General features: G+C 71.1%; 14 protein-coding genes. 7 read left to right on the top strand and 7 right to left on the bottom strand.

Features of this window, described 5'->3' with window-relative positions; genetic code table 11:
- Positions 1–91: 91 nt before the first annotated feature.
- The 3 genes from ADL34_RS07625 to ADL34_RS07615 all read left to right on the top strand — a co-directional run bounded on the left by ADL34_RS07625 (position 92) and on the right by ADL34_RS07615 (position 3,199).
- Complete coding sequence (locus ADL34_RS07625; RefSeq protein WP_062674664.1) at positions 92–1,048, top strand: hypothetical protein; 957 nt, start codon at positions 92–94, stop codon at positions 1,046–1,048.
- Positions 1,049–1,205: 157 nt separating this feature from the next.
- The gene (locus ADL34_RS07620) at positions 1,206–2,255 is read left to right on the top strand and encodes a LacI family DNA-binding transcriptional regulator (protein ID WP_062674666.1); all 1,050 of its coding nucleotides are present in this window, start codon (positions 1,206–1,208) and stop codon (positions 2,253–2,255) included.
- Positions 2,252–3,199 carry a carbohydrate kinase family protein gene (locus ADL34_RS07615; protein ID WP_062674668.1) on the top strand — a complete coding sequence of 316 codons (948 nt, stop codon included), beginning with the start codon at positions 2,252–2,254 and terminating at the stop codon, positions 3,197–3,199. The genes ADL34_RS07620 and ADL34_RS07615 overlap by 4 nt, the downstream gene beginning before the upstream one ends.
- A 182-nt stretch (positions 3,200–3,381) precedes the next feature.
- Here ADL34_RS07615 and uvrA read toward each other — a convergent pair whose 3' ends face one another.
- Positions 3,382–6,426 (bottom strand): excinuclease ABC subunit UvrA, encoded by a 3,045-nt coding sequence (gene uvrA / locus ADL34_RS07610; RefSeq protein WP_062674792.1) that lies wholly within the window; start codon positions 6,424–6,426, stop codon positions 3,382–3,384.
- Between the two features lie 222 nt (positions 6,427–6,648).
- On the opposite strand from uvrA, the gene ADL34_RS07605 reads away from it, so the two are divergent.
- Complete coding sequence (locus ADL34_RS07605) at positions 6,649–7,335, top strand: maleylpyruvate isomerase family mycothiol-dependent enzyme (RefSeq protein ID WP_062674670.1); 687 nt, start codon at positions 6,649–6,651, stop codon at positions 7,333–7,335.
- A 72-nt stretch (positions 7,336–7,407) separates the two neighbouring features.
- Entirely contained in the window at positions 7,408–8,064 is a 657-nt protein-coding gene (locus tag ADL34_RS07600) for an MBL fold metallo-hydrolase (RefSeq protein WP_062674672.1), read from the top strand.
- 216 nt (positions 8,065–8,280) lie between these two features.
- Here ADL34_RS07600 and aroQ read toward each other — a convergent pair whose 3' ends face one another.
- The gene (gene aroQ / locus ADL34_RS07595; RefSeq protein ID WP_062674674.1) at positions 8,281–8,754 is read right to left on the bottom strand and encodes a type II 3-dehydroquinate dehydratase; all 474 of its coding nucleotides are present in this window, start codon (positions 8,752–8,754) and stop codon (positions 8,281–8,283) included.
- A 104-nt stretch (positions 8,755–8,858) separates the two neighbouring features.
- On the opposite strand from aroQ, the gene ADL34_RS07590 reads away from it, so the two are divergent.
- On the top strand, positions 8,859–9,905 hold the full coding sequence (locus tag ADL34_RS07590) for a S66 family peptidase (protein ID WP_062674677.1): 1,047 nt from the start codon (positions 8,859–8,861) through the stop codon (positions 9,903–9,905).
- A 94-nt stretch (positions 9,906–9,999) separates the two neighbouring features.
- The gene (locus ADL34_RS07585) at positions 10,000–11,277 is read left to right on the top strand and encodes an MFS transporter (RefSeq protein ID WP_062674679.1); all 1,278 of its coding nucleotides are present in this window, start codon (positions 10,000–10,002) and stop codon (positions 11,275–11,277) included.
- A gap of 67 nt (positions 11,278–11,344) precedes the next feature.
- Here ADL34_RS07585 and ADL34_RS07580 read toward each other — a convergent pair whose 3' ends face one another.
- From ADL34_RS07580 to uvrB, 5 genes are all read right to left on the bottom strand, one after another.
- Entirely contained in the window at positions 11,345–12,445 is a 1,101-nt protein-coding gene (locus ADL34_RS07580; protein WP_062674681.1) for a calcium:proton antiporter, read from the bottom strand.
- Positions 12,446–12,695: 250 nt separating this feature from the next.
- Positions 12,696–13,697: a TerC family protein gene (locus ADL34_RS07575; RefSeq protein WP_062674683.1), complete on the bottom strand. Its 1,002-nt coding sequence runs from the start codon at positions 13,695–13,697 to the stop codon at positions 12,696–12,698.
- A 223-nt stretch (positions 13,698–13,920) separates the two neighbouring features.
- Positions 13,921–15,945, bottom strand: a complete 2,025-nt coding sequence (locus ADL34_RS07570; RefSeq protein ID WP_062674685.1) for a TerD family protein — start codon at positions 15,943–15,945, stop codon at positions 13,921–13,923.
- Between the two features lie 53 nt (positions 15,946–15,998).
- Complete coding sequence (locus ADL34_RS07565; RefSeq protein ID WP_062674687.1) at positions 15,999–16,577, bottom strand: TerD family protein; 579 nt, start codon at positions 16,575–16,577, stop codon at positions 15,999–16,001.
- Positions 16,578–16,744: 167 nt separating this feature from the next.
- Entirely contained in the window at positions 16,745–18,889 is a 2,145-nt protein-coding gene (gene uvrB, locus ADL34_RS07560; RefSeq protein WP_062674689.1) for an excinuclease ABC subunit UvrB, read from the bottom strand.
- Positions 18,890–18,921: the final 32 nt, after the last annotated feature.

Here is an 18,921-nt window from a genome sequence, read left to right as displayed (position 1 = left end):
TGTGAAGACCCCCGCCCCGCCCTCGCCGACGGGTGCCCCGGGCCGCGTGAACGGTCCGACCAGCCGTGTGACTCCACAGAAAGGCCCCTGCATGCCGCACGCCCCTCAGCACGCGGACATCGCCGCCGTCAGCACCGCGGAGCTGGACACGGCCCTGAGAGGCGGCCCCTTCCACGTCGCCCTGCGTGCCGCGATCGCGGCACGGGGCCTGCCCCTGCAGCGGGTCCAGCACCATCTGTCCCGGCGCGGGGTGAAGGTCGGCGTGACCAGCCTGAGCTACTGGCAGCAGGGAGCCCGCCGGCCGCAGCGCCCGGAGTCCCTGCGTGCGGTGCGGGCGCTGGAGGAGATACTCCAGCTGCCCGAGGAGTCCCTGATCCGGCTGCTCGCCGAGGTGGACGGCCAGAGCGCCCACCAGCGTCCGGCGGCCCGCTCCTACCGGGCCCTGGTGGAGGCGTCCGGCGCCCTGGAACAGCTGCTGTCCGAACTGGACAGTGCGCGCGACGGCGGCCTGCACACGCTGGCCCACCACGAGCGGGTGCGGATCGGGCGGCGCCGGGAGCTGGCGGAGTGCGAGTCGCACCACATCGTGCGGGCCCACCAGGACGGCGTGGACCGCTTCGTGGCGGTCCACCACGGCGACCCGGGCTCCCTGCCGGAGCACATGCGGGTGCACGCCCTGGAGAACTGCCGCACCGGACGCGTGCGCCGGCACCAGGAGACCGGTGTCCTCGTCGCCGAACTGCTCTTCGGCACGCGACTGCGGGCGGGTGAGACGCATCTCTTCCGGTACGGCGTGGAGGACGGCACGGCCGGCGTCTCCCACGAGTACGCGCGGGGTTTCCCGCTCGCGGGCGGACAGTACGCCCTGCAGGTCCGCTTCGCCGACGACGCCCTGCCCGTGCACTGTCACCGGTTCTCGCAGCACTCGGCGGCGGCGCCCCGCGGAGGCCGGCAGCGGCTGGCCCTGAGCGCCCAGCACCGTTCGGCCCACCTGGTCGAGCAGCGGGTGCGGACGGGGATCGTAGGCATCGGGTGGACCTGGGAGTGACGCCGCTGCCCGTTTCCGGGGTTCGGCATGCCCGGGTGGCGTAGAAGCTTGCCCGGGTGACGTAAACGCTTGCGCAAGCGTTTACGTCGTCTCCGTCGTGCGTTAGCGTCCCGGGCGGAAGCAACGGGAGCGGGCCACAGGAGCGGGAGGAGTCACCATGGCGACCATGGCCGACGTCGCGCGCAGCGCCGGTGTGTCCGTGGCGACCGTCTCCCATGTCCTGAACGGCACCCGGCCGGTGCTGCCCCACACCCGCCAGGCCGTGCTGGACGCGGTGGACGCGCTCGGCTACACGCCCAACACCCTCGCGCGCTCCCTGGTGACCTCGCGCACCCGCTCCATCGGGCTCGCCGTGTCGGCGATCAGCAACCCCTACTTCACGGAGATCCTCCAGGGCGTCGAGGCGGCGGCCCTGGAACGCGGGTACGGCCTGCTCATCGCCGACCCGCACGACGATCCGCGCCATGAACGCGAGGTCGTCCAGCTGCTGCACGAACGCCGGGTCGACGGCATGATCGTCGCCCCGTCGCCCGACCCGCGCGAGCTCCTCTCCTACCTGGCGCGCCACAAGGTGCCGGCCGTCCTGCTCGACCGGGTCGTCGACCTCTCTTCGGACGGCTCCCTGGTGTGCGACCAGATCTGTGCCGAGAGCGCCGCGCCGACAGCCCGGCTCGTCACCCATCTCGCCGGACTCGGTCACCGTCGGATCGGCATGGTCGCCGGTCTTCCGGGCCTGAGCACGACCGTGGAGCGGCTCGCCGGGTACCGGGACGGGCTGGCGGCCGCCGGGCTCGCGTACGACGAGGATCTGGTCGTGCAGGGCGACTCCGAGTCCCCGGGCGCCGAGCAGGCGACCGCCGCGCTGCTGGCGCTCGCCTCGCCACCGACCGCGCTGGTCACCGCCAACAACGCGATGACCATCGGCGCCCTGCGCGCCCTGCGCGAGCACCGGCTGTCGGTGCCCGGTGACATCGCCCTGTGCTGCTTCGACGACTTCGCCTGGGCCGATCTGTTCTCCCCCCGGCTCACCGCGATCGCCCAGCCGAGCAGGGAGATCGGCGCCGAGGCGGTCCGGGTGCTCCTGGACCGCCTCGCCGAGCCGGACGGACCCGCCCGGACCCTGCGTCTGCCCTGCACCTTCGTGCACCGCACCTCGTGCGGTTGTGCCGAACAGCCCCTGACATCCGTGAAAGGAACCCCCTCGTGATCGTCGTCGCCGGTGAGGCCCTGATCGATCTGGTGCCGCAGGGCACGGGCGCCCTCGCCCCTCTGCGGCCGGCGCTCGGCGGGGGCCCGTACAACACCGCCGTCGCCCTGGGCCGCCTCGGCTCCCCCACCGCCTTCCTCTCCCGGACGTCCCTCGACGCCTTCGGGGAGGCCCTGCTCGACGGGCTGCGGGAGGCGGGTGTGGACGTGTCGGCCGTGCGGCGCGGCCCGGAGCCGACCACGCTGGCGGTCGCGACCATCGACGCCGACGGGTCGGCCGCCTACTCCTTCCATGTCGAAGGCACCGCCGACCGCCTCTTCTCGGCGCCTTCGGAACTGCCGGAGGGCACCCGCGCGGTGTCGTTCGGGACCTGCTCGCTCGTCCTGGAACCGGGGGCGAGCGCCTACGAGGAGCTGATGCGCCGGGCGGCCGGGCAGGGGGTGTTCACCGCGCTCGACCCGAACATCCGGGCCGTGCTGATACCGGACCCGGACGCCTACCGGGCCCGGTTCCGGAGCTGGCTGCCCTCGGTGTCGCTGCTCAAGCTGTCCGAGGAGGACGCGGCGTGGCTGGGTGGGACGCCGCGTGAGTGGCTGGCCGCGGGCCCGGCGGCCGTCGTGATCACCCGGGGCGGGGACGGGCTCACCGTCCATACGCGGGACGGCGCGGTGCACTCCGTGCCGGGCGAGGTCGTCGAGGTCGTGGACACGATCGGTGCGGGCGACACCGTGAACGCGGCCCTGCTGCACGGGCTGGCCGCAGGCGACGCGCTGTCCGCCGACGCGCTCGTGGGACTGGGCGCGGAGGGCTGGACGCGGCTTCTGCGGTTCGCGGCGCTCGCTGCCGCGATCACCTGCTCCCGGGCGGGGGCGGAACCGCCGTACGCCGCCGAACTGGCGGACTTCGGCGGGGCTCCGGCCGGGGGCTCTCCCGGGAGGGTCTGAGAAGGGCGTCCTCGTGGGCCGCTGTCTCTCGTCTCGTGCGCTGTTGAGAAGTCAAAGACCGGTGCGTCCCCTGGATGGGGCCGCTGATGATCCAACGGGCGGCGCCCCGCGGGAAGTTCCCGCGGGGCGCCGCCCGTTCCGGAATCATCCGGTCCGGCCCTAGGAAGGACCGGACCCGTCGCTCAGGCCTTGGGAGCCCGCGTCGTCTTCTTCGCCGCGGTCTTCTTCGTGGCCGTCTTCTTCGCCGCCGTCTTCTTCGCGGCCGCGGCGCCGGTGGCCTTGTCGGCCGTCCTGGCGGTCGCGGTCCTGCGCGTCGCCGAGCCGGCCGCGACGGTCTTCCTGGCCGTCTTGCGCGGGGCCTTCACCGAGGCGGCGTCGCTGATCCGGTCGGCGTCGAGGATCTCGCGCAGGAACTTGCCGGTGTGGCTGGCAGGAACCGCGGCGACCTCCTCGGGCGTGCCCTCGGCGACGACGAGGCCGCCTCCGGCACCTCCCTCGGGACCCATGTCGACGAGCCAGTCGGCGGTCTTGATCACGTCGAGGTTGTGCTCGATGACGATGACCGTGTTGCCCTTGTCGACCAGGCCGGAGAGGACCTTCAGCAACTTGCTGATGTCCTCGAAGTGCAGACCGGTGGTCGGCTCGTCGAGGACGTAGACCGTACGGCCGGTGGAGCGCTTCTGGAGCTCGCTGGCGAGCTTCACACGCTGCGCCTCACCGCCTGACAGCGTGGTCGCCGCCTGGCCGAGCCGGACGTAGCCGAGACCGACGTCGTTCAGCGTCTTGAGGTGCCGGTTGATCGCCGGGACGGCCTCGAAGAAGTCCATGGCCTCCTCGATCGGCATGTTCAGGACCTCGGCGATGGACTTGCCCTTGTAGTGGACCTCCAGGGTCTCCCGGTTGTACCGGGCGCCGTGGCAGACCTCGCACGGGACGTAGACGTCCGGGAGGAAGTTCATCTCGATCTTGATGGTGCCGTCGCCCGCGCAGTTCTCGCAGCGGCCGCCCTTGACGTTGAAGGAGAAGCGGCCGGGCAGGTAGCCGCGGACCTTCGCCTCGGTCGTCTCGGCGAACAGCTTGCGGATGTGGTCGAAGACGCCGGTGTACGTCGCCGGGTTGGACCGCGGCGTACGGCCGATGGGCGACTGGTCGACGTGCACGACCTTGTCGACGAGGTCGTCGCCGTCCACGCGCGTGTGCCGTCCGGGGACGCTGCGGGCGCCGTTCAGCTCGCGGGCCAGGTGCGTGTACAGGATGTCGTTGACCAGGGTCGACTTGCCCGAGCCGGAGACGCCCGTCACCGCGGTGAAGACGCCGAGCGGGAAGGAGACGTCGATGTCCTGGAGGTTGTTCTCCCGGGCGCCGTGGACGGTGAGCTGCCGCGACGGGTCGAGCGGGCGCCTGATGTCGGGCAGCGGGATGGCCTTCTTGCCCGCCAGGTACTGACCGGTCTGCGACTCGTCGTTGGCGAGCAGCTCCTTCAGGGAGCCGCTGTGCACGACCTTGCCGCCGTGCTCGCCGGCGCCCGGGCCGATGTCGACGATCCAGTCGGCGACCTTGATGGTGTCCTCGTCGTGCTCGACGACGATGAGCGTGTTGCCCATGTCGCGCAGGCGGACGAGGGTCTCGATCAGCCGGTGGTTGTCCCGCTGGTGCAGACCGATGGACGGCTCGTCGAGGACGTACAGGACGCCGACGAGTCCGGAGCCGATCTGGGTGGCGAGCCGGATGCGCTGGGCCTCGCCGCCGGACAGGGTGCCGGCCGCGCGGTTGAGCGAGAGGTAGTCCAGGCCGACGTCGACCAGGAACCGCAGCCGCTCGTTGACCTCCTTCAGCACGCGCTCGGCGATCTTCTTGTCGCGGGCGGTCAGCTTCAGCTCGCCCAGGAAGTCCGCGCAGTCGCTGATGGACATGGCCGAGACCTCGGCGATGGACTTCCCCATGACCGTGACGGCGAGGACGATCGGCTTCAGCCGGGTGCCCTCGCACGAGGGGCAGGGCACCTCGCGCATATAGCCCTCGAAGCGCTCGCGGCTGGCGTCGCTCTCGGCCTCGCTGTGCCGGCGCTTGACGAAGGGGACGGCACCTTCGAACGGCGTCGTGTAGACGCGCTCACGGCCGTAGCGGTTGCGGTACCGCACCTCGATCTGGGTCTTGTGGCCGTACAGGAGGGCCTTCTTGGCCCGCTGCGGCAGACCGGCGAACGGGATGTCCGTCCGGAATCCGAGGGCGTCCGCGAGGGCGCCGATCAGACGCCCGAAGTAGTCCTTGGTGTGCCCGTGCGACCAGGGGTGGATGGCGCCCTCGTCGAGGGACTTGTCCTCGTCCGGGACGATCAGCTCGGCGTCGACCTCCATGCGCGTGCCGATGCCGGTGCACTCGGGGCAGGCGCCGAAGGGCGAGTTGAAGGAGAAGGAGCGGGGCTCCAGCTCCTCGAAGGACAGGTCGTCGTACGGGCAGTACAGGTGCTCCGAGTACATGCGCTCGCGCTCGGGGTCGTCCTCGGGGAGGTCGACGAAGTCGAGCACGACCATGCCGCCGGACAGGCCGAGGGCGGTCTCGACGGAGTCGGTGAGGCGGCGCTTGGCGGAGTCCTTGACCGTGAGGCGGTCGACGACCACCTCGATGGTGTGCTTCTCCTGCTTCTTCAGCGTGGGCGGGCTGGACAACTGGATCGTCTCGCCGTCCACGCGTGCGCGTGAGTAGCCCTTGGTCTGGAGGTCGGAGAAGAGGTCGACGAACTCGCCTTTGCGCTCGCGCACCAGCGGCGACAGTACCTGGAAGCGGCTGCCTTCCGGCAGCTCCAGGACCCTGTCGACGATGGCCTGCGGCGACTGGCGCGTGATGGGGCGGCCGCACTCGGGACAGTGCGGCTTGCCGATGCGCGCGAAGAGCAGCCGGAGGTAGTCGTAGACCTCGGTGATGGTGCCGACCGTGGAGCGCGGGTTGCGCGAGGTCGACTTCTGGTCGATGGAGACGGCCGGGGACAGACCTTCGATGAAGTCGACGTCCGGCTTGTCCATCTGGCCGAGGAACTGCCGTGCGTACGACGACAGCGACTCGACGTAGCGCCGCTGCCCCTCGGCGAAGATGGTGTCGAAGGCCAGCGAGGACTTGCCCGACCCCGACAGGCCCGTGAAGACGATGAGCGAGTCGCGCGGCAGCTCGAGCGAGACGTTCTTGAGGTTGTGCTCGCGCGCGCCACGGATGATGAGACGGTCGGCCACGCCGGTCCGCACCTTTCTTGAGAAGAGTGACAGGGGCGGGGCCCCCGTCATTTCCAGACTAGGGGGAGCCACTGACAACGCCGGTCGGATTACGTGAGGGAGAACAATCCCGAGGCATCCAGCATGCCCGACGCCGGGATCGAGCCTATAGCACGCGCATTCGATTTACGGTCCCCGTTCACCACCTTCACCCAAAGGTGTGGTGGAGCTAATGTCAGGCCCATGATTGATCACGCTCGTGACCTGGAGTCTGTACGTGAGGCGACCGAACGGCTGCTCACCGCAGCCGCCAAGGTGGACAGCGCCTCTGTGACCGAGCCGTCACGGCTTCCCGGCTGGAGCCGCGGTCACGTCCTCGCCCACCTCGCGCGCAACGCGGACGCCCTGGTGAACGTCCTCGAGGGACGCCCCATGTACGTCTCCGGCGCCGCCCGCGACGCCGACATCGAGCGGGACGCGTCCCGCCCGCTGGGCGTCCAGCTCGCCGACGTCCGGCAGACCGCCGACCGCTTCCAGCGGGCGGCGGCCGTGCCCGCCGACTGGTCCCGCACGGTGGAGCTGCGCAACGGCGTGACGGACGCGGCGGCCCGCCTGCCCTTCCGCCGGTGGGTCGAGGTCGAGCTGCACCACGTCGACCTGGGCATCGGATACGAGCTGGAGGACCTGCCCGCGGAGTTCGTGGAACGGGAGACCGACTTCCTCGCGGAGCGCTTCGCCGGGCACCCCGACGTCGAGCCGGTCCGGCTGACGGACGGCACACGCGTGTGGCGCACGGGACGGGACGAGGAAGCGGCCCGGATCACCGTCCGGGGCACCGGGGCCGACCTGCTGGGCTGGCTCGCCGGGCGACGCACGGGATCCGCGCTGACCGTCGAGGGCGGCGCCCTCCCGAAGCTTCCGCCGCTCTAGCCGCCATGGGGGCGGCCGGACTTCTCCGGCGTCGGGGCCGCTTGCCGTGAGCCCCCGCTATAGGCTGCCGCCATGACGTACAGCGGACAGGTGACGGTCGGTGGCCCCGCCGACGTGCACGAGCTCAAGGACCTGATGATCACCAAGATCGCGGTCGGTCCGATGGACAACAACGCCTATCTGCTGCGCTGCCGGGCCACGGACGAGCAACTGCTGATCGACGCCGCCAACGAGGCGGACACCCTGCTGGGCACGATCGGTGACGACGGCATCGCGTCCGTCGTCACCACCCACCAGCACGGGGACCACTGGCAGGCCCTCGCCGCCGTCGTGGACGCCACCGGCGCGCGCACCTACGCCGGACGCGAGGACGCCGACGGCATCCCGGTCCCCACCGACGTCCTCGTCGACGACGGCGACGTCATCCGGGTGGGGCGCGTGGAGCTCACCGCGCGCCACCTGGCCGGGCACACGCCGGGTTCGATCGCCCTCGTCTACGACGACCCGCACGGGCATCCCCATGTGTTCACCGGCGACTGCCTCTTCCCGGGCGGTGTGGGCAACACCCGCAAGGACCCGGAGGCGTTCGCCAGCCTGATCCACGACGTCGAGACCAAGATCTTCGACGTGCTGCCCGACGAGACCTGGGTCTACCCGGGGCACGGGAACGACACCTCGCTGGGCGCAGAGCGTCCTCATCTGCCGGAGTGGCGCGCCCGCGGCTGGTGACGCACGGCCCAGGCGTTCACCGCGCCACGGTGTGCGCCCCTTGCGCGCGCCCCGTGTGAACGCCGCGCACGCGGTGGAGCCACGCGTGCGCTCCCGGCGCACGACGGCGCGCGGTCCACTGGAGTCAGCCCCGCGCAGGATGACGGCTCCTGAGCGGAACGGGCCGCCGGTCTTTCCATCCCCGCCCTCGGCCGGCGGCCCCGGCGAGCCGCCCTGTCAGGTGCCCGCCCTGCCCTCCCCCACCAGCGCCGCGACGCGCTCCACGCCGAACGCGTACCCCTGCACACCGCACCCCGCGATGACGCCGTCGGCCCGCAGGGAGACGTAGGAGTGGTGCCGGAACGACTCCCTGCGGTGGATGTTGGAGATGTGGACCTCCAGCACGGGCAGCCCGTCGCAGGCGTTGAGGGCGTCCAGGATCGCCACGGAGGTGTGCGAGTAGGCGCCCGGGTTGATCACGATCCCGCAGTGGCCGAGCCGTGCCTCATGGATCCAGTCGACCAGCTCGCCCTCGTGGTTGGACTGCCGGAAGTCGACGGTGCCGCCGTGCGCGGCCGCCGTCCTGGCGCACAGGGCCTCCACGTCCGCGAGGGTCTCGGAGCCGTAGATCTCCGGCTGACGCTGCCCGAGCAGGTTCAGGTTGGGGCCGTTCAGGATCATGACGGGGGCGTCGGCGAGGGTGCGGGGCACGTTTCCTCCGGTCTGTTCGGGGTCGTGCGGTGCGGGAGCCACCGCTGCTCGGACCCCGGTTTATCACGGTGCGGCCCGCGCGCCCGCCCCTCTACCCTCTGGGCATGACCATGATCGCGTACCCTCCGAAGCCCTCCCCGGGCGACCGTGTCGCCGTCATCTCGCCCGGAGCCGGTCTGCCCGGCCTCTTCCCTCAGCCCTTCGAACTGGGACTGAAGCGGCTGCGCGAGGACTTCGGGCTCGTACCGGTCGAGTATCCGGCGACCCGCACGATGGGGTCCACGCCGAAGGAGCGGGCGGACGACATCCACGCCGCCTTCGCCGACCCGGACATCAAGGCGGTCATCGCGTCCATCGGCGGCGACGACCAGATCACCGTGCTGCCGTACCTGGACCGGGAGTTGATCCGGTCGAACCCGAAGCCGTTCTTCGGGATGAGCGACAACACGAACCTGTTGATGTTCCTGCGCAACACCGGCATCGTCGCCTACCACGGCACGAGCGTGATGGTCGAGCTCGGCCGCCCCGGAGCCATGAACCCGCGCACCGCCGACTCCCTGAGGGCCGCGCTGTTCACCTCGGGCGAGTACACCCTCATCCCTGCCGAGCGCTGGAACGACGTCAACCGCGACTGGGCCGATCCCGCGACCTTCGAGTCGGAGGCGGAACTGCGGCCCGCCGGCCCCTGGAGCTGGGTCAACGCCGACCGCGTGGTGGAGGGCCGCACCTGGGGCGGCTGTCTGGAGATCCTCGGCTGGCTGCTGATGGCCGACCGCGAGATCGCCCACGACCTGACCGAGTACGACGGCGGGGTCCTGCTGCTGGAGACGAGCGAGGAGATGCCGACCGGCGAGGAGGTCTTCCGTACCCTGCGGAACATGGGCGAGCGCGGGCTGCTGCAGCGCTTCTCTGCGCTGCTCATGGGCCGGGCGAAGACCTGGTCCTTCGAGCGTCCCAACTCCCCGCGGGAGGCCGCCCGGTACGCCGCCGCGCAGCGCGCGGCCGTCGAGCGCGCGATGCGGGCGTACGCCCCCGACACGACGATCGTCTTCGACGTCGACTTCGGGCACACCGACCCGCAGCTCGTGATCCCCTACGGCGGCACCGTGCGCGTCGACGGTCCCGCCCGGCGCATCACCGTCACGTACTGATCACCCCCGGAGCGCCCGCGCGCCCCCGTAACCGGCGATCACGCTGGGTAGTTGATCCGGTATGCGCGATGCACGCACCGTAAGGGCGCCCTCCATGCTGCGGCTGGCCGGCGCTTCGCTCGCCGGGACGGCCATCGAGTTCTACGACTTCTTCGTCTACGGGACCGCGGCCGCCCTCGTGCTGGGGCCGTTGTTCTTCCCCACGTTCTCGCCTCTGGCGGGGACGCTGGCCGCGTTCGCGACCTTCGGCGTGGGGTTCGTGGCGCGCCCGCTGGGGTCGGTGCTGTTCGGGCACATCGGGGACCGGCGGGGGCGGCGGCCGGTCCTCGTGGCGTCGCTGCTGCTGACCGGGGCGGCCACGGTCGCGGTCGGCTGTGTGCCCACGTACGGGACGATCGGTGTCGCCGCGCCGCTGCTGCTGCTCGTGCTGCGCTTCCTGCAGGGGCTGGGGCTCGGCGGCGAGTGGGGCGGGGCGGTGCTGCTGGCCGTGGAGCACGCTCCGGCCCACCGGCGCGCGCTGTGGTCGAGCTTCCCCCAGGTCGGTCCCGCGCTCGGCTTCCTGCTGGCCAACGGGGTGGTGCTGGGGCTGTCGGCCGGGCTGTCCGAGGAGCAGTTCGCGGCGTGGGGGTGGCGGGTGCCGTTCTGGGCGGCCGGGGTGCTCGCCGTGGCGGGGCTGTGGCTGCGGTCGTCGCTCGCCGAGAGCCCGCGATTCCTGGAGATCGACGACCACGCGCGCGTGCCGCTCGTCGAGGTGCTGCGGGACCACTGGCGGCTTCTGCTGCTGACGGCCGGGGCGCTGTCGGTCGGGTACGCGATCTTCTACGCGGTGACGACCTGGTCGCTCTCCTACGGCACGGAACGGCTCGGGGCGAGCCGCACCGTCATGCTGACGTGTGTGATGGGCGCGGTGGTGGTGAAGGCCGCGCTCACCCCGGTGATGGCGCTCCTCGGCGATCGGTACGGGCGCCGGCCCCTGTGCCTGTCCGGATGCGCGGCGGCCGCCCTGTGGATGCTGCCGATGGTGGCCCTGCTCGCGACGGGCCGGCCCCTGCCGATGTTCTTGGGGTTCACCGGCGCGCTGATCGCGTTCATCACCATGTTCGCGGTGATCGCCGCGTATCTGCCGGAGCTGTACGAGCCCCGGGTGCGCTGCACGGGTGCCGCGGTCGGATACAACCTCGGCGGGGTCCTGGGCGGCGCTCTCACCCCCATCGTGGCCACCGCGCTCGCGGGGCAGGGCGGCAGGGTGCCCTGGGGCGTGGGGGCGTATCTGACGGGGATCGCGCTGCTCAGCCTGGGCTGCTTCGCGCTGCTCCCCGAGACCCGCCCGGTGGTGGCGGTGACGACGGCGGCGGAGCCCGCCACCGGATGACGGGGGCCGGTGGCCGAGCCCGCCACCGGTTGGGGAGCCGGTGGCGGGCCGCGCGGCCGGCGCGGGCTCAGGGGTTGATCGCGAGTTCCAGATACGCCGCGAACAGGACCAGGTGGACGCCGCCCTGGAGCGGGGTCGCCCGCCCCGGGACCACCGTCAGCGAGCTCACCACCACCGTCAGGGCGAGCAGCACCATGTGGGTGGGGCCTAGTCCGAGGACGAGCGGGCCGGAGAGCCAGAGGGAGGCGAGCGCCACCGCCGGGATGGTGAGGCCGATGCTGGCCATCGCCGATCCCAGTGCCAGGTTCAGGCTGGTCTGCACACGGTCCCGGCGCGCGGCGCGCAGGGCGGCGATCGTCTCGGGGAGCAGCACCAGCAGGGCGATGACGACACCGACGACGGCGTGGTGCAGCCCGGCCGCCTCGACACCGGACTCGATGGTGGGCGACACGCCCTTGGCGAGGCCGACGACGCCGACGAGGGCCATGCCGAGCAGTCCGAGGCTGGTCAGCGCGGCGCGCTTGGAGGGCGCGTCGGCATGGGCGTCGGAGGTGATCACCTCCCCTTTCCGGCTGACGGGCAGGAAGTAGTCGCGGTGCCGGACGGTCTGGGTCGTCACGAACAGGCCGTAGAGGATCAGGGACGAGACCGCGGCGAACGACAGCTGCACCGTGGAGAACTCGGCGCCGGGCTTGCTGGTGGTGAAGGTGGGCAGCACCAGGCTCAGGGTGGCGAGTGTGGCGACGGTCGCCAGGGCGGCGCCGGTGCCCTCGGCGTTGAAGACCGCCGTGCGGTGCCGCAGGGACGCGACCAGCAGAGACAGACCGACGATGCCGTTGCAGGTGATCATCACGGCTGCGAAGACGGTGTCCCTGGCCAGGGTGGAGCTCTTGTCGCCGCCGTCGATCATCAGGGTCACGATGAGGGCGACCTCGATGATCGTGACAGCGACGGCGAGGACGAGGGAACCGAAGGGTTCACCCACCCGGTGGGCGACCACCTCGGCGTGGTGCACGGCGGCGAGGACGGCGCCGGCCAGGACCAGCGTGACCACCGCGACCAGCGCACCGGGCAGGGACCGCCCCCAGGTGAGGACCAGCAGCACGACCGCGAGCACCGGCACGACGGTCGTCCACCGGGTCGCGAGCGGTCTGAGCCGATCGATCATGGAGCGATCGTCGCAAAGGCTGTTCGGGTTCGCATTGTCTGTGTGGTGCTCGGGCGGCCCCGCGGGTCCCTCGTGGACCGGGGGGCTCGACTGTCCGGTGTCATGGTGCGAGATCGGTCATCTCCTGTACGTCGCGGTCGGGGGCTTTCGCCCCGGTGGGCGGTCGCCCGTACGCCGGGAGCGGCGCCCGGCGCTGTGCCGGGCACCGCTCCCGGTGTCGGTCCTTCGGCGTCCTGCCGCCGGGCGGCGGTCAGACGTCGACGCGGTCCTTGGGAGTGCCTTCGCCGCCCGGCTCCACGGCGCCGGCCGCCGCCTGCTTCCGGGAGGCCCGGAGGCTGGTGATCGTGGTGACGATCAGGACGGAGCAGATCACGCCGAGCGAGACGGGGATGCTGATCTCGGGCACGTGGACCCCCGACTCGTGCAGGGCGTGCAGCACCAGCTTCACGCCGATGAAGCCGAGGATGATCGACAGGCCGTAGCTCAGGTGGACCAGCTTGCGCAACAGGCCGCCGATGAGGAAGTACAGCTGCCGGAGGCCCATCAGCGCGAAGGCGTTGGCCGTGAAGACGATGTAGGGGTCCTGGGTGAGGCCGAAGATCGCGGGGATGGAGTCCAGGGCGAAGAGCACGTCGGTCGTGCCGATCGCGAGCATCACGACCAGCATCGGGGTCATGACCCGCTTGCCGTTCTCCTGGATCCACAGCTTGGTGCCGTGGTAGCGGTCGGCGACGCCGAACCTGCGCTCGGCGGCCTTGAGCAGCTTGTTCTCCTCGAACTCCTCGTCCTCCTGGTCGGCGCGGGCCTCCTGGATGAGCTTCCAGGCCGTCCAGATGAGGAAGGCGCCGAAGAGGTAGAACACCCAAGCGAAGCTGGCGAGGATCGCGGCGCCGGCGGCGATGAAGATCGCCCGCAGCACCAGGGCTATGAGGACGCCGACGAGCAGGACGCGCTGCTGGTACTGCGACGGCACCGCGAACTTCGCCATGATCAGGACGAAGACGAAGAGGTTGTCGACGCTCAGCGATTTCTCGGTGATGAAGCCGGCGAAGAACTCTCCGCCGGCCTGTCCACCGCCGAAGAGCAGCAGGCCGACTCCGAAGAGGCCGGCCAGGGCGATCCAGACGACCGTCCAGATTCCGGCTTCCTTGATCGACACGTCATGCGGCTTGCGGCCGATGAAGAAGTCGACGGCGATGAGGGCGGCGAGGCCCACGATGGTCAGGACCCACAGGGTCGTTGAGACTTCCACTGCGCCTCCGGCAGTCGTAACGGCAGATTTCAGCGTCGTCGCGCGCCGGAGGTCTCTTCCACCCACGATGGGCCGACGCCCCGGGATCTGGCCTGATCCGTATTGACGGGTACGCCGCAGCAGACAGGGAGTACTCCCCTCCGTGGGATCAACAGTAACCAATCACCAAGGGAAGGTAAAGCGCTCAGCAAAAAAATCACCAAGTGCGCAGGTCAGGAACCCTTTACCAATGCTTGGCCCGGGCCTCGGCGACCTTGGTGAGCACCTGCTGGAGCACCTGGCTGCCGGGCGGCACGAGCGGAGGCTCGTAGGTCCAGGCGTGCCCGACCCAGGGGTCGGCCAGGTGATCGTCGGGTACCGGGGTCAGGCGCAGCAGCGCCCGCCACAGCGGGTCGAGGAGCGGCCCGTAGGCCGAGGCGTCCTCACGGTCGGCCACCATCATCAGATGGACGCCGACGGCCGGGCCCTCGTCGGCGAGGTAGCGCAGCTGGTTCACGGCACGGTCGTCGAAACCGTGCGGGAAGTCGTTGACGATCAGCAGTTGCTGGGAGGTGTCGAAGCCGGGCGGGAGGGACTCGGGCGCCCCGCCGCGCAGCGCCATCTGCACGAGGTCCACGCGCTGGGTGAGGCGGGCCAGGACGTCCGCCATCCCGGCGGCGCCCGTGGCGGGCGGGCCCGCGAGCACGCCCGTCCGCACCAGCGGGTCGAGGGCCTGGGCGCCCGAACCCGCCGGGTCGATCACGTGCACGGTGAACTCGCCCGCCGGATAGACCGCCAGGAGCCGGGCCGCGTGCGCCACGGCCGTCTCCATCGCGAGGCGGCGCATGTCGTGAGCGTCGGTGAAGGAGCCGTCGAGCGACGCGCCGCGTCCGCTGTCGATCCACAGGCCGCGCTCCAGCGGCAACCGGATCAGCATCGGGATGCGCAGGTCGGCGCACTCGGGCAGATGGAGGTCGCCCAGGCGCAGGGCCATGGGGATCTCCATCGGGACGCGGTAGCCGTGCCAGGCGGGGTTGTCCCAGCGCGCGAACGCGGGCGGCAGCGCGGGCTCGACCACCTCGGACTCGGCGGTCAGCTGGGCCACGTCCCGGTCGAGAGCCGCCTGGGCCTGGTTGACCAGCTCGGTGTGCCGGGCCTGTGCCGCCTCACGGGCCGCGTCGCCCTGACCGCCGATCCTGCTGCGGGGGTCCGACAGGACCTGGTCGAGTTCCTTCTCCATGCGTGACTCGGCGAAGTCGACCGCGCTGCGGTAGGCGGCGGTCGTACGGGCCAGGTCCTCGAACATCCCCCAGACCTGGTTGTAGAGCCGCTCGTCCATGGACCAGCCGGTGGCGTCACCGGCGACGGGCTGCGCCGGCCTGCCGGGCTCGGCCGGGGGCGCGGTGGGCGGCGGTGGCGGCGGAGCGGAGGTCTGCCGGCGCGGGTGGCTGTAGTCGATGCCGCCGCCGGAGGTGGGTGCGGTCGGTTGGACGCCCTCACCGCCCTGGTACGGGGGCTGCGGCGCGGGCTGGCCCGGTATCCCCGGCGTCTGCGTGCCGTACGGCGACCCCGGCACCGGGCCGGACCCCCCGGCGGTGGAGGCGGACCCGCTGGTGGTGGAGGTCGGGCCGCCCTGGTCCGGGCCGAGGGCCGGAGCGGCCGGCTGCCGGGAGCGGTCGCCGTCCGGGCGGGGCGGGGGTGCCGGTACCGAGCGCGCCAGCCCTTGGGCCACCGCCTCGTGGATGCCGCCGGCGAGTTGGCGGGCCTCCGCCAGGCCCTGGTCGGTGAAGAGGTCGGCGAGACCGCCCGCGTAACCCTGGCCGATGGCCCGGACCTTCCAGGCGCCCTGGCGGCGGTAGAGCTCCAGCGCGATCACGGCCGACTCGGAGTCCAGGCCGGCCACGGTGTAGCTGGCGATCCCGGTGCCGTCCAGGCCGGTGACCGCGACGAAGGGGGCGGGGACGGCGCCGAAGCGCGCCGGTCCCCCGGCGCCGGTCGGCAGGGCGAGCAGCACACTGATGCGGTGGACGGCTTCGGGCATGGCGTCCAGGTCCACCGCGAGACGGTGATCGGCGGCCGCCTGCCGGGAGACCTCCAGGCCGGGCAGGGTGGGTGTGCCGGGATGGGCCACCCACTCCACCCCGTGGATCTTGCCAAGCTCGTCGCCGAGCGTGGCAGCCGCCACCATCGGCGTGCCGGCCGAGACCCTGATCTCCAGACGGGACTGGGGAAGCGGGTGGTTCTGCCCCCGCACCAGCTCGGCCGTCATGCCCTCGTCCCCCTGTGTCGCTTGTCGTGTCGTGTGCTGCTCGCCGCGTGGGCCTACAGGTGCGGCAGGATCGCCGGCATCAGGTCCTGGAAGGTGCGGCCGTTGGCCGGGGTACCGAGCGCGGTCATCGTCCAGCCCGTGCCCGAGCGGTGGACCTTCGCCATGATCTGGGCCGTGTAGGCGCCGCCGCCCGCGAGCGTGTAGCGGGCCAGCTCCTGGCCGTTGGTCTCGTCCACGATGCGGCAGAACGCGTTCTGCACCTCCTGGAACGTCTGGCCCGTGAAGGAGTTCACGGTGAAGACGATCTGGTCGATGTGGACCGGTACCCGCGCGAGGTCGACGAGGATGGCCTCGTCGTCGCCGCCCTGGCCGACACCGCCGACGAGGTTGTCGCCGGTGTGGCGGACCGAACCGTCGTCGCTCACCAGGTGACGGAAGAAGACGACGTCGACCGGCTGCTTGTCCGCGAAGAGAACCGCGGAGGCGTCGAGGTCGATCTCCCGCGTGCGCGAACCGAACAGGCCGCGCCGGGGAGCCGCCTGCCAGCCGAGACCCATGCGCACCGCGGTCAGGCTGCCCCCGTCGTTCTTCTGCAGACTGATGGCCTGACCCTTGGTCATGTTGACGGTCACGTGCTGATTCCCCTCTCGAACAGTCCCCTGTTGCCCGCGGGCTCCGCGGATGACGAGAACCCTACGCAGGGGCACTGACAGTGACGTACCCCGGTCCCCACTTTGTGTCGGTCTTGCAACACTGCGCGTACGCGCGGGACGGGTCGTGGGCTCAGGATGTGGGCCGGTCAGGCGATTCCGGCCTCCTTCATCTGACGCAGCTCCTTCTTCATCTCGGACACCTCGTCACGCAGGCGGGCCGCGATCTCGAACTGGAGATCCGCGGCCGCGGCGCGCATACGCTCCGTCAGATCCTCGATCTGCTGGGCGAGTTCGGCCGCCGGCTGGTCGGTCGGGACCGTCTCCTTGGCCTTGGACCTGCCCATGGCCGGCTTCGCGGCCTGCGCGGCCTTGCCGCCGAGCGACGGCACCGGCGCCTTGGTGCCCCGGCCGTCCTTCTTGGCGCGGTAGCCGGTGCCGAGCAACTGCTCGGTGTCGACGTCCTCGCGGGCGATCTGCGCGACGATGTCGTTGATCTTCTTGCGCAGCGGCTGCGGGTCGATGCCGTTCGCCTCGTTGTACGCGACCTGCTTCTCACGACGGCGGTTGGTCTCGTCGATGGCCTTCTCCATCGCCGGGGTGATCTTGTCCGCGTACATATGGACCTCGCCGGAGACGTTGCGCGCGGCGCGGCCGATGGTCTGGATGAGGGACGTGCCGGAGCGCAGGAAGCCCTCCTTGTCCGCGTCGAGGATCGCCACCAGGGACACCTCGGGCAGGTCGAGGCCCTCACGCAGCAGGTTGATGCCGACGAGGACGTCGAACTCGCCGGCGCGCAGCTCGCGCAGCAGCTCGACGCGGCGCAGCGTGTCGACGTCGCTGTGCAGGTAGCGGACCTGGATGCCGAGTTCCAGGAAGTAGTCCGTGAGGTCCTCGGCCATCTTCTTGGTGAGCGTCGTGACCAGGACGCGCTCGTCCTTCTCGACGCGGACGCGGATCTCGTGCACCAGGTCGTCGATCTGGCCCTCGGTGGGCTTGACGACGACCTGCGGGTCGACGAGGCCGGTGGGGCGGATGATCTGCTCGACGTGGCCGTCGGAGCGGGACAGCTCGTAGGTGCCGGGGGTCGCCGACAGGTAGACGGCCTGGCCGATGCGCTCCTGGAACTCCTCCCACTTCAGCGGCCGGTTGTCCAGGGCGGAGGGCAGGCGGAAGCCGTGGTCGACGAGGGTGCGCTTGCGGGAGGCGTCGCCCTCGTACATGGCCCCGATCTGCGGCACGGTGACGTGCGACTCGTCGATGACGAGCAGGAAGTCGTCCGGGAAGTAGTCCAGCAGCGTGTTCGGCGGGGAGCCGGGCTCGCGGCCGTCGAAGTGCATCGAGTAGTTCTCGACGCCGGAGCAGGTGCCGATCTGGCGGAGCATCTCCAGGTCGTACGTGGTCCGCATGCGCAGCCGCTGGGCCTCCAGGAGCTTGCCCTGCTTCTCCAGCTCGGCGAGGCGCTCGCCGAGCTCCTTCTCGATGTCGTTGACGGCGCGCTCCATGCGCTCCGGGCCCGCGACGTAGTGGGAGGCCGGGAACACGTACAGCTGCTGGTCGTCGCTGATGATCTCGCCGGTGAGCGGGTGCAGCGTGGACAGCGCCTCGATCTCGTCGCCGAACATCTCGATGCGTACGGCCAGCTCCTCGTAGACCGGGAAGATCTCGATGGTGTCGCCGCGGACGCGGAAGGTGCCGCGGGTGAACGCGAGGTCGTTGCGGGTGTACTGGATGTCGACGAAGCGGCGCAGCAGCTCGTCCCGGTCGATCTCCTCGCCGACCCTGAGCGGGACCATGCGGTCCACGTACTCCTGCGGTGTGCCGAGGCCGTAGATGCAGGAGACCGAGGCGACCACGATGACGTCGCGGCGGGTGAGCAGCGAGTTCGTCGCGGAGTGGCGCAGCCGCTCGACCTCCTCGTTGATCGAGGAGTCCTTCTCGATGTAGGTGTCCGACTGCGGAACGTACGCCTCGGGCTGGTAGTAGTCGTAGTACGAGACGAAGTACTCGACGGCGTTGTTCGGCAGGAGTTCGCGGAACTCGTTCGCCAGCTGGGCGGCCAGCGTCTTGTTCGGCGCCATCACCAGGGTGGGGCGCTGGAGCTTCTCGATCATCCACGCGGTGGTCGCGGACTTGCCGGTGCCGGTCGCGCCGAGCAGGACGACGTCCTTCTCCCCGGCCTGGATGCGCCGGGCGAGCTCGGCGATGGCCGCGGGCTGGTCGCCGTTGGGCTGGTAGGGGCTGACGACCTCGAAAGGCGCCACCGTGCGTTCGATGCTGGAAACGGGCCGCATGCCATCAACCGTACGACCCGCCACTGACAACG

This window comes from Streptomyces sp. NRRL WC-3605 (assembly GCF_001509795.1).
Classification (GTDB): domain Bacteria; phylum Actinomycetota; class Actinomycetes; order Streptomycetales; family Streptomycetaceae; genus Streptomyces; species Streptomyces viridochromogenes.
Note: the sequence above shows the minus strand (reverse complement) of the source record. Positions and strands in the feature narration are given on the sequence as shown.

Coding starts and splice junctions, on each gene's coding strand:
- ADL34_RS07600 (WP_062674672.1), top strand. CDS start 7,408: ATGACGTACAGCGGACAGGTGACGGTCGGTGGCCCCGCCGACGTGCAC.
- ADL34_RS07580 (WP_062674681.1), bottom strand. CDS start 12,445: ATGATCGATCGGCTCAGACCGCTCGCGACCCGGTGGACGACCGTCGTG.
- ADL34_RS07585 (WP_062674679.1), top strand. CDS start 10,000: ATGCTGCGGCTGGCCGGCGCTTCGCTCGCCGGGACGGCCATCGAGTTC.
- uvrB (WP_062674689.1), bottom strand. CDS start 18,889: ATGCGGCCCGTTTCCAGCATCGAACGCACGGTGGCGCCTTTCGAGGTC.
- ADL34_RS07620 (WP_062674666.1), top strand. CDS start 1,206: ATGGCGACCATGGCCGACGTCGCGCGCAGCGCCGGTGTGTCCGTGGCG.
- ADL34_RS07590 (WP_062674677.1), top strand. CDS start 8,859: ATGACCATGATCGCGTACCCTCCGAAGCCCTCCCCGGGCGACCGTGTC.
- ADL34_RS07570 (WP_062674685.1), bottom strand. CDS start 15,945: ATGACGGCCGAGCTGGTGCGGGGGCAGAACCACCCGCTTCCCCAGTCC.
- ADL34_RS07605 (WP_062674670.1), top strand. CDS start 6,649: ATGATTGATCACGCTCGTGACCTGGAGTCTGTACGTGAGGCGACCGAA.
- ADL34_RS07625 (WP_062674664.1), top strand. CDS start 92: ATGCCGCACGCCCCTCAGCACGCGGACATCGCCGCCGTCAGCACCGCG.